This window comes from Rhizobium sp. SAFR-030 (assembly GCF_059415005.1).
Map to the genome: position 1 here is coordinate 157,175 of NZ_JBPFDO010000002.1, position 15,626 is coordinate 172,800.

Sequence of the window (15,626 nt, forward strand, 5' to 3'; positions counted from 1 at the left end):
CGGCCGCCTCCGGTCAGCGTCGATCAGGTCTCCGCGATCGGATCGCCGCCCTGCAGACGTTCGCTGATGTAGAGTTCGAGCAGCCGCTGGCTCTGCGGGCCGACGGCACCGCCGTTGATTGGCTGTCCGTCGAGGCTGACGACCGGCATCACGAAGCTCGTCGCAGAGGTGAGGAAGGCTTCGGCGGCAGATCTGGCCTCGTCTACCGTGAAGGCACGTTCCTCCACCTTCAGACCGGCGCGCTGGGCAAGGTCAAGAATCGAGCCACGGGTAATGCCGTGAAGGAGGACGTTCGACAGGTCGCGAGTCACCAGCGTCCCGTCCCTTGTGATGATGTGGAAGTTGGCCGAACTGGCTTCGGTGATATGGCCATCCTCAACGAACAGAACGTCGTCGAACCCCCGGCGAGCGGCTTCTGTCTTCATCAGCGACGAGTAGAGCAGCTGGACCGTCTTGATCTGGCGCTGCGACCAGCGACCTTCGGCGACCGTCTCAAGCGAAAGCCCGGTCTTCCATTTCGGATTGTCCAAAACGCGCTTTGCCTGTGTGAACATCACCAGCGTCGGCTTCAGATCCGAGGGGAAGACGAAGTCGCGATCCTGGGAGCCGCGCGAGACCTGCAGGTAGATCAGCCCCTCGGTGATCCCGTTACGGCGGGCGATCTCCTTGTGGAGCGCCAGCAACTCATCGTCTTCCACAGGCATGGGGATGTCGAGGGCCGTGAGCGAACGCTTCAGTCGTGCGGCGTGTCCTGGATAGTCGATGAGCTTTCCGTCGATCACGGCCGTGACTTCGTAGATGGCGTCGGCGAACAGAAAGCCGCGGTCGAACACGGAGACCTTCGCATCCGCTTCCGCGTGCCAGTCCCCATTCAGGTAAACGGTCCTGCTCATCATCGTCCTCATGTTGAATTTCTGTCGCCATTTTTGCATCGCCAAAATCCGTGCACAAGGGAGGGCTGTGCTAGGACTGCTTGGAGCCCGTCCGGCTCGCGAAGCATCCAGTGACCGGAATAACTTTTAACTGTCTGAATTCACTTCCGAATCAAACAGGATCGATGCCGCCTCTCCTATACGAATTCCGAATAATTCAATTCAGATAATAATATGAAATTATATTGCGGTGCGGCAGGCTGCGTGAAATCATCCGCTCCATAACAAGCCGGAAAACCGGCACTTCCAGTAGGAGAACGGAATGAAGACCCTGTTGAAATCCGGTATCGCCGGACTGTCACTCTGTATTGCCATCGGCACCGCACATGCTGAAGGAACTCTGAAGACGGCATTGGACGGCACCTTTGCCCCGCACGCCATGCCGACGCTCGACGGCAAGGTCGAAGGGTTCAACGTCGACCTCGTCAACCTGATCGGCGAACGGTTGGGCAAGAAGATCGAGCTGACATCGGCGCAGTTCTCGGGCCTTATCCCGGCCCTCCAGGCGAAGACCTATGACTTTCTGGCCGCGCCGGTGACGGTCAACGCCGAACGCGCGGCGAACCTTCTGTTCACCGAAGGCTTCATGGACACCAACTTCGCCTTCGTCGTGCCGGCCAATGCGCCGGACTATGCATCGCTGGACGACCTCAAGGGCAAGACCATCGCGGTCAACAAGGGCTCGGCCTATGACAGCTTCCTGCGCGAGCGGCAGGCTCAGTACGGCTGGACGATCGAGAGCTACGGCACCAATACCGATGCGGTCGCTGCCGTGGTCGCTGGCCGCGCCGATGCCAATCTGGCCGGTGCAACGGTTGCCGCGTGGGCTGCCAAGCAGAACCCGCAGGTGAAGCTCTCCTACGAATACCCGACCGGGCTCGTTTGGGGGCTGGCCTTCCGCAAGGACGATCTGGAAGGGCGCAAGATGATCGACCGGGCGATCGAATGCCTGAAGATCGATGGCTCCATGGCCGAGCTCTCGAAGAAGTGGTTCGGCGTCGAGCCGGCAGCCGGCACGACGATCGTCACGCCCACCAAGGGTTATGGGGTGCCGGGCCTTGAAGGCTATGTCGAAGACGATCATCAGCCGTCCTGCGAACTGAAGTGAGCAGCGCTGCCGGCGGCGGGGTGATCCCTGCCGCCGAAAGCGTCAGGGAGCGCCCGATGACCAACCGGCCCATGCTGGAGATCGTTTCACTGCAGAAGCGTTTCGGCGACAATACCATCCTGCGGGACATCAACCTGAAGGCCGCGCGCGGCGAACTCGTCTTCGTCATCGGCCCTTCGGGCTCCGGAAAGAGTACGATGCTCCGGTGCTGCAACCGGCTGGAAGAGCCTTCCGGCGGCGACATCGTCGTGGATGGCCGCAACATCATGAGCGGAACGCGGCGAGACCTCGATCTGATGCGGCTGAAGGTCGGCATGGTCTTCCAGGGCTTCCACCTCTATCCTCACATGAGCGTTCTGAAGAACGTCACGCTGGCACAGCGCAAGGCGCTCGGCCGTTCGGTGGAAGAATCCGATGCCCGTGCCATGGACATGCTGGAACGGGTGGGCCTTGCCCACAAGGCGAGCGCCATGCCAGCCGAACTTTCCGGCGGCCAGCAGCAGCGCGTGGCGATTGCCCGTTCGCTCGCCCTCGATCCCCTCGTGATGCTGTTCGATGAGCCGACGTCGGCGCTCGATCCGGAACTGGTAGGATCGGTGCTGGCCGTCATGAAGGACCTGAAGTCGAAGGGCATGACCATGCTCGTGGTCAGCCACGAGATGGAGTTTGCCCGCGAAACCGCCGATCGTGTCGTGTTCATGGACGAAGGCGTCATCCTGGAAGAGGGCACGCCGGACGAGATTTTTGGAGCGCCGAAGGCCGAGCGCACGCGCGCCTTCCTGTCGCGGGTCAGGCGGTAGGCGTCGATGCAGAACTTTCTTCAGACCTTCTTCAACCCCGTCGTCATGGAACGCTACCTGCCGGACATCCTGGCGGGCGTGCTGGTTGCCGTCTGGATCGGGCTGGCCGTGGTCGTGGCAGGGGTCGCGGCCGGGCTTGCCCTTGCGTGCCTGCGCACCTGCGGGATCCGCCTGTGCAACTTTTTCATCATCTGCTTTGCCGACATCTTTCGCGCCCTGCCGCCGCTGGTGCTGATCCTCCTTCTCTACTTCGGGCTGCCCGGCGTTGGCATAAGGCTGTCCGGCCCGATGGTGCTGTTCATCGTCCTGGCACTGACGCTTGCCGCATTCGCCGAGGAGATCTTCTGGGCTGGCTTTTCGTCGGTCGAAAAGGGTCAGTGGGAGGCTGGGATCTCGACGGGCCTGGGATTCGGCGGAACGCTCTTCTACGTCGCGCTACCACAGGCGGTTCGGCTCGCCACGCCGCCGCTCGTCAACCGTGTTCTGGCGATCACCAAGATGACCGCCCTAGGTTCGGTAATCGGTGTCTCGGAAATCCTGTCGGCGGCAACGACGGCGCAGAGCTTTTCGGGCAGCGCCACGCCGCTGTCGCTGGCGGCCATCGCCTATCTGCTTCTCTTCCTGCCGCTGGTGTTCGTCGCCCGCGCCTACGAAGGCCGGCAGATGCAGCGGCGCGGGAGATGACGATGCAGAGCCTTGCCGATCAGTTCTTCAACCTTCCCATCATGATCAAGACGCTGCCGCTGATGCTGCAGGGCTTGTGGATGACGGCAAAGCTCTGCGCCGCGGTCATCCTGCTCGGTCTGGCCGGCGGGTTGATGGTGGCCCTTGCCAATCTCAGCCCGCGACGCTGGCTGCGGCTGCCGTCCATCGTCTTTACCGATGTCTTCCGGGCGCTGCCGCCGCTGGTGCTGCTGATCTTCATCTATTCGGGCCTGCCATTTGCGGGTGTCGAGATCTCGCCGTTTGCCGCGGTAGCGCTTGCCTTCCTTCTCAACAATTCCGCCTACTATGCGGAAGTCTATCGCGCCGGGATCCTTTCGGTCGGCAAGGGCCAGTGGGAAGCGGCGCGATCGACCGGCCTGACAAAGACCCAGACTTTGACCTCCGTGGTGCTGCCGCAGGCGATCCGCAACGTGCTGCCGGACCTCCTGTCGAACACGATCGAGGTCGTCAAGCTGACTTCGCTTGCCTCTGTCGTGTCGCTCTCGGAGCTTCTCTACAACGCCAACATGGCTCGATCGATCACCTACAACGCCTCGCCGCTGGTTCTGGCAGCGCTCATCTACCTCGTCATCCTCTGGCCCGTGGTGCGGCTCGTCAGCCGCTTCCAGCGCAAGCTTGCGATGTGACGAGAGAATTCAGGAAGGATAATACCATGACCCGAATGATCATTGCCGGTGCGCAGCTCGGCGCCATCCAGAGGGCGGAAAGCCGCGAAGCCGTCGTGGCGCGGATGATCGACCTGATGAACATGGCGGCCGACAAGGGAGCCGAACTCGTCGTCTATCCCGAGCTGGCGCTGACCACCTTCTTCCCGCGCTGGTATATGCCGGATTGGAACGAGGTCGATACCTGGTTCGAGCGCGAAATGCCGAACGGCGCGACGATGCCGCTCTTCGAGCGCGCCCGCGAACTCGGCGTTGCGATGACATTCGGATACGCGGAACTGACACCGGACGGTCATCGCTTCAACACGTCGATCCTCACCAATCGCAAGGGAGAGATCGTCGGGAAATATCGCAAGGTCCACCTGCCCGGGCATGACGAGTACGACACCGGGCGCGCCTTCCAGCATCTGGAAAAGCGGTATTTCGAACCGGGCGATCTCGGCTTCAACGTCTGGCGCAACGAAGGCGTCATCATGGGAATGGCGATCTGCAACGACCGCCGCTGGCCGGAGACCTATCGCTGCATGGGCCTGCAGGGCGTGGAACTGGTGACCATCGGCTACAACACGCCGGCGGTGAACAGCCAGATGGATGCCGAAGGCGTGGAGAAGCGGCTGTTTCACTCCGACCTCTCGCTGCAGTCAGGCGCCTATCAGAATGCCACCTATGTGGTGGGTGTCGCCAAGGCCGGCATCGAGGACGGCCATCCGCTGATGGGCGGATCGATCATCGTCGATCCGGATGGTTTCGTGCTGGCCCGGGCGCAGACCGAGGATGACGAACTTATCCTCGCGGACTGCGACTTCGACAAATGCGCGTTCGGCAAGACGACGATCTTCGATTTCGCCCGCCACCGTCGCATCGAGCACTATGGTCGGATAACATCGCAGACCGGAGCGATCGTCGAGGTCTGAGGAGCAGTTATCATGATGCAGTTCGAGACGGTTATTCACGGCGGCACGGTCGTTACGCCCTCCGAGACGTTCAAGGCGGATATTGGCATCAATGGCGGCACGATCGCCGCCATCGCCGACCGCATCGCCGGAGGCGAGAGGCGCATCGATGCGGGCGGCAGGCTCGTCATGCCCGGCGGTATCGAGGGACACTGCCACATCGCGCAGGAAAGTTCTTCCGGTGTGATGACGGCCGACGATTACTATTCCGGCTCGGTCTCTGCGGCCTTCGGCGGAAATTCGACCTTCATTCCCTTCGCCGCCCAGCATCGCGGACAGTCGATTGCCGACGTCATCGCCACCTATGACAGCCGCGCTGCGCCGAACTCGGTGCTGGATTATTCCTACCACCTGATCATTTCCGATCCGACACCCGCCGTTCTCGACGAATTGCCGGGCGTGTTCGCGCGCGGCATCACCTCGTTCAAGGTGTTCATGACCTACGATCTGATGAACATCGGCGATGCCGGAATGCTCGACATCCTGACGGTCGCCAAGACGCATGGCGCGCTCACCATGGTTCATGCGGAAAACAACGAGATGGTCAAATGGATGAACCGTCGGTTTGCCGATGCCGGCCTGACCACGGCCAGATATCACGCACTGAGCAGGCCGGAACTTGCCGAAGAGGAAGCCATCAACCGGGCCGTTTCGCTCGCCAAGCTTGTCGATGCGGCGCTGTTCATCGTGCATGTCTCGACGCGCGGCGGTGCGGAGATCGTGCGCCGGGAGAAGCTTGCCGGAACTAAGCTGTTCGCCGAGACCTGCCCGCAATATCTCGCGCTAACACGCGATGACCTGGATCGCCCCGGCACCGAAGGCGCCAAGTACATCTGCTCGCCGCCCTTGCGCGACAAGGCAACGCAGGAGGGGCTCTGGCAGCACATCCGCTCCGGCACTTTCGAAAGCGTTTCCTCGGATCACGCCCCCTACCGGGCCGATGCCACCGGCAAGTTCCTGAACGGTGCCGATGCGCCCTATCCGAAGATCGCCAACGGCATGCCGGGGATCGCCATGCGGCTTCCCTATCTGTTCTCGGAAGGCTTCGTCAAAGGCCGGATCACCTTGGGGGAGTTCGTGCGTCTCTCCAGCCTCAACGCGGCCCGCGTCTTCGGCCTCGACCGCAAGGGCGCCATCGCCCCCGGTTTCGATGCCGATATCGCCATCTGGAACCCGGAGGAGACCCGCAGGGTGACCCTGGAGGATCAGCACGACAACATGGACTACAGCCCGTTCGAGGGCATGGAGATCACCGGCTGGCCGGAGCTGGTCATGAACCACGGCCGCGTCGTTGTGGAGCGGGGCGAACTGAAGGCTTCCCGTGGCGAGGGCCGCTTCATCGCCCGCAAGCCCGTCGACACCGGCGCCATGCCCGGCCACCGAGCCATCGAGTTCGAGGTTGCCGCGTCCTACGGCAAGGAGATCGCACCGTGAGTGCCGCATCGGGTCCCATTCTCGTCATCAATCCTAACAGTTCGGAAACCGTCACCGAGGGCCTGCGCCAGGCACTGTCCGGCTTCTCGTTCCCCGGCGGCCCGCACATCGAATGTGTGACGATCGCCCACGGCCCGCCTGGCGTCGTCACCCAGCGGCATGTGGACGAGGCGGCGCTGCACACGGCAGCGGTGATCGAGGCGCGGCCGGATGCTTCGGCTTACGTGCTTGCCTGCTACTCGCAGCCCGGCCTCGATCTCGCCCGCTCGATCACCCGGCGCCCCGTCTATGGCATTCAGGATGCTGGCGTCCTGTCGGCGCTGGCGCTTGCCGACACGTTTGGCGTCATCGCCGTGGCCGAGGCCTCCATACCGCGGCATCTGCGCAACCTCCGACGCCTGGGCGTCGACAACCGGCTGGCCGGCGAGCTTGCGCTGGAGGGATCGGTCAGTGTCGCCGAAAGCGGGCACGGCGAGGAGAGCTACGGTCTGCTGCTGCTGGCAGCCCAGAAGCTGAAAGCACTGGGGGCCGGGGCGATCGTTCTGGGATGTGCCGGGATGTCCGGCCATCGGCAACGGCTCGAAGACGAACTCGGCCTTGCCATCATCGATCCGACGCAGGCGGCGGTTTCCATGGCGTTCGGACATCTGGTGACGGGCTCGCGATGAGCGGATCCTCTGCCAAATCCGACATTTCGATCCGTCTTCTGGAAATCTTCGACGCCATCATGCGCTGCGGCACGACAGTCGAGGCCGCCGAGCAACTGGGCATCTCGCAGCCCGCCGTGTCGAACGGCATCCGCCAACTGGAAGCGCAGACGGGCGTGACCCTGTTCGAGCGGCTGCATAGGCGGTTGCAGCCGACGGAAGAAGCAGTCGCCCTCCATGAGGACATCAAGCCGGTGTTCGGCCTGCTTCGCGGTTTTGCGTCGCGGGCGCAGGACATGCGCCAGGGGATTTCGGGGCGGCTGCGGGTCATTGCCACGCCGCCACTCGGTCACACGGTGGCGCCTATCGCCATGCGGCGCTTTCTGAAGGACCGTAAAGGCGTATCGGTCGCCTATGACGTGCGGCGTCTCGAACATGTGGTGGAAGCGGTCCAAAGCGGCAATGCTGATCTTGGGCTCGCGCTCGGGCTCGATCGGCACATGGCGGTCAATGTGGAGGTGCTGGCGCGCACCCACATGGTCGCGGTTCTGCCGAAGGGGCAGGAGACGGATGGCAATACGGTCACCGCCGCGACCCTGGCGGACAGCGACTTCATCGGCCTCGAGATCGAATCGCGGCTGGGCCAGATGGTGCGTTCCGCCTTCGAGCGAGACGGAGCGGCTTACAATCCGCGTGTCGAGGTGCGCTACTGTGCGACCGCCGCCGTGCTTGTCGCGGCGGGCATCGCCAACGCCGTCATCGATCCCTACACGGCTGCCTTCAACCGGTCGATCGGCATCGTCGAGCGGTCCTTCCTGCCGCCGATCGAGGTGGCGGCCGTGCTGATCACCCGCAAGGGCATTCCGCGCTCGCGGCTCCAGCATGCCTTCATCTCCGAGATGAGAAAGGCACTTTCCGATTTCGAAACGGCCGGCGTTCGCACCAGCCCGGTCAGGAGTTCGCGTGATGATGGATGATGTCGGACACACCCACTTCGACTTCTCGGAGTTGACGGAGAGACAGAGGTACAAGCTGCTGATCGGCACCGTCATTCCTCGGCCGATTGCCCTGGTCACGACGCTGAGCCGCTCGGGGCAGCCGAATGCCGGCCCGTTCAGTTTCTTCAACGTGCTCACCCACGATCCGGCACTGGTCGCCATCGGTGTCGAGAACTATGCCGACATGCGGTTCAAGGACACTGCCCGCAACATCCGCGAAACCGGCGAATTCACCGTCCACATCGTCGATACCAGCCTGGTGGCGCAGATGGAGATCTGTGCGATCAAGTTCGACCCGGATGTCGACGAGTTGAAGGAGGCGGGGCTGGCCACCGTGCCGGGCCAGATGGTCCGCAGCCCGCGCATCCTTGCAGCGCCAGCGGCACTCGAATGCCGCCGCCATACGACGCTGCAGGTGGGGCCGGCCCGCGAGATCATCATCGGCGAGGTTTTGGGCGTCTTCGTCCGCAGCGATGCCGTCGACCCACAGAACCTGCATGTCGACCAGACGATGATGGATGCAGTCGGCAGGCTCGGCGGCTTCCTCTACACCCGAACCCAGGAGCAGTTCGAGGTGCGTACCCAGACGGTCGACGAATTCCGTCGAAGCGCGGAGCGCGACACCGACTGATCGACTGCTGGGTCGGAGGGCAAGTAGGGGGAGCCTCGACGGGAGCTGATCACCTCGATCAGCGCCCGCCTATTTGGCATGCGGGTGCGGTCAACCGTGCAGGGGCGGTCTAGTCAGTCACCTCGATCGACACCCGATCAGGATAGAAAGCCAGATGGCCGGCGATTTCGCCAACGGCATCGAAAGGTGTTTCGTAGGTCCAGACGCTGTTCAGCCCGGCTTCTCCAAGCGCTGGGATGCTGTAGTAGTTCGCTTGCCCCTTGTACGGACAATAGCTGGTGCGCGCCGAGCGCTCCAGCAGCGACATGTCGACGTCGCGGCGCGGTATGTAGTGGACGGGTGGATAGGAGGCTTCCGCAAGCGTCAGAGCGTCCCTTGTTTCGCCGATGCGCAGCGACCCTCGACCAAGGACGATCGTCGATGAAGATCTTTCGATGGTGATGGGATGCGATGCGTCGGGAATGAGGTGTTTCCGGTCGACCATGAGGGTGTCCTTTCGTCCGCAGATCTACGGCATAGAGAACTAAGATAGGATCAGACGGTGGCGGCGACCAGCGTCTGCGGACAATCAGTAAGCCCCGAAAGACGTGCGCCCTTACCAGGGCACGACGGCCTGATCGAAGTAGAAGCCGCCCGTCGGCCCCGTTCCATCTTGGGAGGCCAGCCAGACGATGCCGGCCGCCGCCTGCTCGACGCTCCGGTAGCCGCTGTGTCCGTTGAAATCCGTCGCGGTATAGCCCGGATCGACCGAGTTGACGTGAATGCTCTCGGCAGCCAGTTCCTTGGCGAAGGCGACAGTCACTGCATTGAGGGCGGTCTTCGAGCTGTTGTAGCCGAGAATGTTGACGGCATGGAACGGGTGCGACGGATCATTGACCCAGCCGAGCGAACCGAGCCCGCTGCTGACCATGACGACGCTGCCACCGCCTGCCGATCGCAATAGCGGCAGAAACGCCTGCGTCACCCGGATCGGCGCAAAGACGTTGGTTTCGTATACAGTGCGGATGTCGGAGATTTCCTGCTGGCTGGGCTTGGACATCGCGCCGGGGATGCCGGCATTGTTGATCAGCACGTCCAGTCTTCCGTCCTCCTCCTGCACGCGTCCAACTGCCTGCCGAACGCTGCCGTCATCGACGACGTCGATCTCCAGCAGCCGCACGTCATGACCTTCGCCGAGGAGCCGCTCCACCGCAGCCTGTCCACGCGCGCCGTCACGGCTGCCGAGCCAGATGCGGTGTCCAAGTGCGCCGAGCTGGCGTGCAGTTTCAAAACCAATGCTCTTGTTGGCGCCGGTTATGAGGATCGTCTTCTGTGTCATATCGAGGTCCCTGATTAAATGATCGGCTCCGAATGCCGCATCCAAGAGAAATGTAGATGTTCGTCCAGCTTTGATAATCCAGCTCGCGTCGGATAGTCTGATCGGCATGGCGAACAACGACAACCAGGCCTCCCTCGACGACCTGTCGATCTTCCTCGCGGTCTGCGAGCTGAACGGCTTTCGCGCGGCTGCAAAGCGGCTTGAGCTGGCGCCCTCGACGGTGAGCGACAAGATCGTCCAGCTGGAGATGCGGCTGGGGGTGCCGCTGCTGATCCGGACCACCCGCAGCGTCGTCCCGACGGAGGCTGGCAGGGCGCTTGCCGAACGGATAGCGCCACTGCTTGTCGAGACACGCGCGGCTTTGCAGGATGCCTCCAGCTCGCAGAGCGAGGTGAGGGGACTGCTGAAACTGAACGTCACCGGGGCGGTGATGGTGGACATCCTGCCGCCGCTCCTCGATCGTTTCGTCGGAAGGCATCCGAAGGTTCGCGTCGAGGTCATGGTGGACGATCGTCTCGTCGACGTAACGGCTTCGGGGTGCGACGCCGGGATCCGCTACGGCGAGCACCTGGCGCAGGACATGATCGCCGTGCCGATCGGCCCGAGGACGCAACGCCTGGCACTCGCGGCAGCGCCAGCCTACTTGCAGGCAAAAGGTACGCCTCGGCATCCCCGCGATCTTCTTGGTCACGATTGCATCCGGCTGCGCTTCTCAAGCGGCGCGCTTGTCGAATGGGAGTTCGAACGACAAGATGAGATCGTCACCGTCGATCCCGTTGGCCGACTGGTGATCGGCGTCGACGCTGTCCCGGCAGCGATTGACCTTGCCGGCAAGGGGCGGGGCATCATCGCGACGTTTGAGGACTTCCTTGATCCGCGTTTCACGAGCGGCGAACTTGTGCCGGTCCTGCCCGACTGGTGGCTGAAGTTCGAAGGTCCATGGCTGTATTTCTCCAGCCGCTTCATGCCAGCGCCGCTGCGGGCCTTCGTCGATCTCGTGGCCGAGGATCGCAAGGCATCGGGTTCCGCAGCGACGCCGGATTGAGCCGCGCCAACCGATCTCACCAGGTGATCAGGGGTGATCGGTGCAGCCACTCGGGCGCTCGGGCCTGCTCCAGAACGAAGCGCGCGACGTCGGCGCGGGCGATCGTTCCGCCGTGGTAGCCGGAGAGATCGGTGAGTGCCCGGACGGTACCGCGGCCGGGCTTGTTGTTGAGGACGGTCGGGCGGACGAGAACCCAGTCGAGCCCGCTGTCCCGAACGATGTCCTCCTGCCGGTTCTTGTCCGCATACACCTTGCGCAGGAGAAGCGGGAAGATCAGTTTGTCGAACAGCAGGCCGCCATGCCCGGCGCTGTCTCCGGCGCCTATTCCCGTCACGGCGATCAGCCGTGAGACCTGCCCTGCCTTCATCGCCTTCACCAGCGCCCGCGTCGCGGACGACAGAAGCGTCACCTCCCGGAACGGGCTCGCCGGCGTTCCCAGTGCACTGATGACGGCCTTCCGTCCTGCGAGGGCCTCGCGCAATACGCTTTCGTCGCGCGCGTCTCCGACGATCAGTTTCGCGCCGGACATATCGCCCGCCTTGTCCCTCGAGCGGACCAGCGCCGTGACGTCATCGCCGCGGGCTAGCGCCTGAGATACGATCAACCGGCCGGTGGCGCCGGTCGCGCCGAGGACGAGGACCTTCAAAGGCTCGGTATGGGTGATGTCAGTTGTCTCGTTCTTCATGATTGCCTCCTTCGGGCAGCGGGACGCCTCATCTGGAGGTCGCCCCGTCAATCTTCGTCGTGATGATCAGAGCCTGCCTTCGGCGACCAGTTCGCGGGTACGCTTGAGTGTCGAGAGAAGGGCGCTGCGGTAGCCTTTGTCGCCGTCCATCCAGGCCTGTTCGGCGGCTTCTTCCGGGCCGTTCGGCTGTTTGCCGCGCAGGCCGATGTAGCAATAGAAGCGCAGCTGCAGCGCTCCGGCATCATCCTCGAACAGCTCGTTGATGATCGCGCCTTCGCGCGGCCCGCTGACCTGGAAGAAGGTGATCTTGCTCTCCGGCTCGAAAGCGATGATCTCCCGCAGGTCCTGGCCCGCAATCGTTGCGTCGCGGACGATGTGCGTCGAGCTGTCCTCGACGACTTCGCAATAGGTGCAGAGGTTGGCTGGGAGGAATTCGCGCGCGTCGCCGGCCTTGAGCATCAGGCCGGCCCATGCCTGTGCCCGGCTGAGCTGCGCTTCTCCATCCGGATTTACCGGGACGGTGGCGGTTGAGTAGATCATGATCGTGTTCCTTGGCTGTGAGTGCGATGGGCGATGTCCAGCTCGCCCCGTCAATGTGATAGGTTCACATCCGCTCCGATAGACGCTAAATCTGGACGGCTTGTCTCATTGGTGGAACGATCATGGATCTTGTCGCACTCTCGGATTTCAACCTCGTTGCGCGGCATGGCGGGTTTGGCAAAGCCGCTCGGGCCGCCGGACGACCGAAAGCGACACTTTCGCGCCGGGTCGCGGACCTGGAGGGCAGCCTCGGGATACGCCTCTTCGAGCGCGGAGCCCGTACGCTAAAACTTACGCAGGAGGGGCGGGCATTATTTGAACGGACGGCGGGTCTGCTGACCGAGCTTGACGAGACTGCAGCGGCAATCACATCCGGAGGCGATCGGCCGCGCGGCAGGTTGAGGATCAGCGCGCCGATGCTGTTTTCGCAAACTGCGATGGGCAAGCTCGCTGCCGGGTTCGCCCTTCAGTACCCCGAGGTCCGGCTGGAAATTACCACGGAAGACCGCACGGTCGACATGGTGGAGGAAGGTTACGACCTGGTGATCCGCGTCAACCCGGATCCGGACGAGAGCCTTGTCGGCCGCATCTTCCTGCGTGACCGGCTGGTGATCGTGGCAAGCCCGCAGATGGCCCGGCCAACGGACGACGTTGCGGTTCCGGCGGTCGTTCGTGGTGCCAGCGACGGAGCGGCTGCGTGGAACATGATCACGCCCGCCGGACGATCGAGCATCGCGGTCGAACCGATCCTTTGCCTGTCGTCGCTGCTGATGGTGCGCGATGCCGTCCGCGCCGGCGTCGGCGCGGCGCGGTTGCCGGTGTCGCTCGTGGCGCATGATCTAGCCGACGGGCGGCTGGTCCACTGGGGCGACGCGGATGCGCCGGAGATCGCGCTCTGGACCCTCTACCCGTCCCGGCGCTTGCTCAGTGCACGGGTTTCGGCATTCCTGGATCATCTGAAGCAGAGCTTTCCGCATGGGACGCCGGAGGAGCTCGCAGCCTACGTCGCGGCGTCGGGCTGATCGCCGCTGCTCGGTCGATCAGAGACCGAGGATGGATTTCGGCGGACAGGTCTCGCAGTCAGAGGCCGAAGGGATAGGTGTCGGGACCACCCGGCCTGGCATGTTGCGGGCCGAGCGGGGTCACCGCGCTGGTCCGGTCGAACCAGACATAGGCGTCGAATTGCTGCGGCAGCGACGCCTGCGCATAATGGCTCTGCAGTTCGGTCGACGGTCGATAGATGACCCCGATGAAACGTTCGAGCCTTGGCTCCATGAGCCGCTGACGGAGAGCGTCGTGCACGCCACTGCGCAGGTCCAGCAGGAAGCGTTTCGACCCGCTATCGTGGCAGAGCCGCTCGTAGCTGTCGGCGCGCGACGGCCGCACGTCCTTCACCTGCATGTCTCCGTCCCAATCGGTCGCTGCAGCCACCGTTCCCGTGTGCGTGCCGAAGCCGATCAGCGCGACATCGCCATCGAAGCGCTGGCGGCAAAGCTGTCCGATGTTGATCTCCTCGCGCACGGCGCCCATGTCCGTGTGGCGGGCATCGCCGATATGCGAATTGTGCGCCCAGACGATCGCCTTGGAGTTCGGGCCCTGCGCCTTGAGCAGGTTGTCGAGCGTCTCGAACATATGCGTGTCGCGCAGGTTCCAGCTTTCGGCGCCGCCATAATACATGACCCGGTAATAGCGCTCCGCCGAGGCGATCAGGCGCGCGTTCTGGCTGGCATCCAGGTAGGCCTCCCGGTCCTGGCCGGCATACTCCATCTGCCTTTCCAGCAGTTCCCGGCACTGCCGCACGACCTCCGTCTCGCATTTGGAATAGCCGCCTGTCAGCACGGCGCGCCCATAGGTCGAAGGCTCCCGCTGCCAAGGCGTCAGGCATCCATAACGTTCTCGGGCAACGGCTGCCGCCTGCGGATCGACCTCGTCGAGATAGACCAGCACGGCTGCGATCGAGCCGCTCATGCTGTAGAGGTCGAGCCCGTAGAAACCCGCCTGCGCTTCGGCCGACTTGCCGGCGTTGAAGTTGCCCATCCAGTCGATCAGCGCGGCAGCATCGGTGTTCCGCCACATCCAGGTGGGAAAACGCTGAAAGCCTGGCTCTTGCTTGCGCGGCGACGGCAGATGGCGGACGTAGCGATTGACGGCACTGGCGTCCGGCCAGTCGGCTTCCACTGCGACCACGGTGAATCCGTGATGCTCGATCAGGTGCCGGGTGATGGCGGCCCGGGCGCGATAGAATTCCGAGGTCCCGTGGCTGCACTCCCCCAACAGCACGATGCGATGATCGGCGAAGCGGTCGAAGTGCCTGCCGAAACCGGCATCGTCAGGATCCGGCAACGCGTCGGCGGCATCGGCGATCATCTGCGGCAGCGTCCGCCGATCGGTCGGTCCCGCCCGGTGATCGCTCGCAGCCCGGGTGCCGTCTTCGCTCCATCCCCCGGCGCCGACCAACGGCACGAACATCACCGGCTCGAGGTCTTCCTCCTCGAAGTCCTGATCGGCGAGCCGGGTGATCTTCTTCAGCATCTGCCGGTCCTCCTGTTCGCCGACCGGGATGATCAGGCGTCCGCCGATCGCCAGCTGATCCTTGAGCGCCTGCGGCGTGACGGGCGCTCCCGCTGCGACCAGGATGGCGTCGAATTCAGCGCCGGTTTCCGGCCAGCCGCCTGTTCCATCGCCGTGCCGCACCGTGACGTTGTGGCAGCCAAGCGCGTCGAGCCGTCTTCGCGCGGTGTCCGCCAGCAGTGCGTGGCGTTCGATGGTGCTGACCTTGGCGGCTAGGCGGCTGAGCACCGCGGCCGCATAGCCGGAGCCGGTACCGATCTCCAGCACGTGGTCGCCTGCACCGATCTCCACCGCCTCGATCATCCGCGCCACCATGTATGGCTGCGAGATCGTCTGGCCTTCGGCGATGGCGAGCGGCGTGTCCTCGTAAGCGAATTCCTCCGAGCCTGGCTCGACGAAATTCTCGCGCGGCACCTGCCGCATCGCTTCCAGCACGCGCGGATCGCGTATGCCGCGACGCGCGAGCTGCACCTCCACCATCCGATGCCGGGCATATTCGAAGTCAAACATGATGCCTCCCTGCGCGGTGCAGCATCCGGCCACCGGTAACGGACGCAACTGACCGGCGCCAGC

17 protein-coding genes are annotated in these 15,626 nt (G+C 63.6%); 11 read left to right on the forward strand and 6 right to left on the reverse strand.

Going from position 1 to position 15,626, the window contains the following annotated elements:
• Positions 1 to 23: 23 nt before the first annotated feature.
• Positions 24 to 893, reverse strand: coding sequence for a D-amino-acid transaminase (locus tag ACR65N_RS06485; RefSeq protein ID WP_440456268.1), 870 nt, complete (start codon positions 891 to 893; stop codon positions 24 to 26).
• A gap of 301 nt (positions 894 to 1,194) precedes the next feature.
• Here ACR65N_RS06485 and ACR65N_RS06490 point away from each other — a divergent pair, with 301 nt between their 5' ends.
• Genes ACR65N_RS06490 through ACR65N_RS06530 form a run of 9 tightly spaced genes read left to right on the forward strand, consistent with a single transcriptional unit; the run spans position 1,195 to position 8,894 of the window.
• Positions 1,195 to 2,040, forward strand: coding sequence for a transporter substrate-binding domain-containing protein (locus ACR65N_RS06490; protein WP_440456269.1), 846 nt, complete (start codon positions 1,195 to 1,197; stop codon positions 2,038 to 2,040).
• 56 nt (positions 2,041 to 2,096) lie between these two features.
• Positions 2,097 to 2,840, forward strand: coding sequence for an amino acid ABC transporter ATP-binding protein (locus ACR65N_RS06495; RefSeq protein ID WP_440456270.1), 744 nt, complete (start codon positions 2,097 to 2,099; stop codon positions 2,838 to 2,840).
• Between the two features lie 6 nt (positions 2,841 to 2,846).
• Positions 2,847 to 3,524, forward strand: a complete 678-nt coding sequence (locus tag ACR65N_RS06500; protein ID WP_430306647.1) for an ABC transporter permease subunit — start codon at positions 2,847 to 2,849, stop codon at positions 3,522 to 3,524.
• Positions 3,525 to 3,526: 2 nt separating this feature from the next.
• Positions 3,527 to 4,192 carry an amino acid ABC transporter permease gene (locus ACR65N_RS06505; protein WP_440456271.1) on the forward strand — a complete coding sequence of 222 codons (666 nt, stop codon included), beginning with the start codon at positions 3,527 to 3,529 and terminating at the stop codon, positions 4,190 to 4,192.
• Between the two features lie 26 nt (positions 4,193 to 4,218).
• The gene (locus ACR65N_RS06510) at positions 4,219 to 5,145 is read left to right on the forward strand and encodes an N-carbamoyl-D-amino-acid hydrolase (RefSeq protein WP_440456272.1); all 927 of its coding nucleotides are present in this window, start codon (positions 4,219 to 4,221) and stop codon (positions 5,143 to 5,145) included.
• Between the two features lie 12 nt (positions 5,146 to 5,157).
• Positions 5,158 to 6,618: a dihydropyrimidinase gene (gene hydA, locus ACR65N_RS06515; RefSeq protein WP_440456273.1), complete on the forward strand. Its 1,461-nt coding sequence runs from the start codon at positions 5,158 to 5,160 to the stop codon at positions 6,616 to 6,618.
• A complete protein-coding gene (locus ACR65N_RS06520; RefSeq protein WP_440456274.1) occupies positions 6,615 to 7,286 on the forward strand; it encodes an aspartate/glutamate racemase family protein in 672 nt (223 codons plus the stop codon). The genes hydA and ACR65N_RS06520 overlap by 4 nt, the downstream gene beginning before the upstream one ends.
• Complete coding sequence (locus ACR65N_RS06525; protein WP_440456275.1) at positions 7,283 to 8,242, forward strand: LysR family transcriptional regulator; 960 nt, start codon at positions 7,283 to 7,285, stop codon at positions 8,240 to 8,242. The genes ACR65N_RS06520 and ACR65N_RS06525 overlap by 4 nt, the downstream gene beginning before the upstream one ends.
• Complete coding sequence (locus tag ACR65N_RS06530; RefSeq protein WP_440456276.1) at positions 8,232 to 8,894, forward strand: flavin reductase family protein; 663 nt, start codon at positions 8,232 to 8,234, stop codon at positions 8,892 to 8,894. The genes ACR65N_RS06525 and ACR65N_RS06530 overlap by 11 nt, the downstream gene beginning before the upstream one ends.
• Positions 8,895 to 9,003: 109 nt before the next feature.
• Here ACR65N_RS06530 and ACR65N_RS06535 read toward each other — a convergent pair whose 3' ends face one another.
• Both ACR65N_RS06535 and ACR65N_RS06540 read right to left on the reverse strand, forming a co-directional pair.
• Positions 9,004 to 9,378, reverse strand: coding sequence for a DUF427 domain-containing protein (locus ACR65N_RS06535; RefSeq protein ID WP_440456277.1), 375 nt, complete (start codon positions 9,376 to 9,378; stop codon positions 9,004 to 9,006).
• A gap of 111 nt (positions 9,379 to 9,489) precedes the next feature.
• A complete protein-coding gene (locus tag ACR65N_RS06540) occupies positions 9,490 to 10,212 on the reverse strand; it encodes an SDR family oxidoreductase (RefSeq protein WP_440456278.1) in 723 nt (240 codons plus the stop codon).
• A 106-nt stretch (positions 10,213 to 10,318) separates the two neighbouring features.
• Here ACR65N_RS06540 and ACR65N_RS06545 point away from each other — a divergent pair, with 106 nt between their 5' ends.
• Positions 10,319 to 11,257, forward strand: coding sequence for a LysR family transcriptional regulator (locus ACR65N_RS06545; protein WP_440456279.1), 939 nt, complete (start codon positions 10,319 to 10,321; stop codon positions 11,255 to 11,257).
• A 16-nt stretch (positions 11,258 to 11,273) separates the two neighbouring features.
• Here the strand turns inward: ACR65N_RS06545 and ACR65N_RS06550 are convergent, their stop codons facing one another.
• Both ACR65N_RS06550 and ACR65N_RS06555 read right to left on the reverse strand, forming a co-directional pair.
• Positions 11,274 to 11,942, reverse strand: coding sequence for an NAD(P)-dependent oxidoreductase (locus ACR65N_RS06550; RefSeq protein ID WP_440456280.1), 669 nt, complete (start codon positions 11,940 to 11,942; stop codon positions 11,274 to 11,276).
• Positions 11,943 to 12,008: 66 nt separating this feature from the next.
• Positions 12,009 to 12,482, reverse strand: a complete 474-nt coding sequence (locus ACR65N_RS06555; RefSeq protein ID WP_440456281.1) for an AtaL-like protein — start codon at positions 12,480 to 12,482, stop codon at positions 12,009 to 12,011.
• Between the two features lie 122 nt (positions 12,483 to 12,604).
• Between ACR65N_RS06555 and ACR65N_RS06560 the strand changes: the two genes are divergently transcribed.
• Entirely contained in the window at positions 12,605 to 13,504 is a 900-nt protein-coding gene (locus tag ACR65N_RS06560; RefSeq protein WP_440456282.1) for a LysR family transcriptional regulator, read from the forward strand.
• Between the two features lie 58 nt (positions 13,505 to 13,562).
• On the opposite strand, the gene ACR65N_RS06565 is transcribed toward ACR65N_RS06560, so the two are convergent.
• Complete coding sequence (locus ACR65N_RS06565; RefSeq protein ID WP_440456283.1) at positions 13,563 to 15,563, reverse strand: protein-L-isoaspartate(D-aspartate) O-methyltransferase; 2,001 nt, start codon at positions 15,561 to 15,563, stop codon at positions 13,563 to 13,565.
• Positions 15,564 to 15,626: the final 63 nt, after the last annotated feature.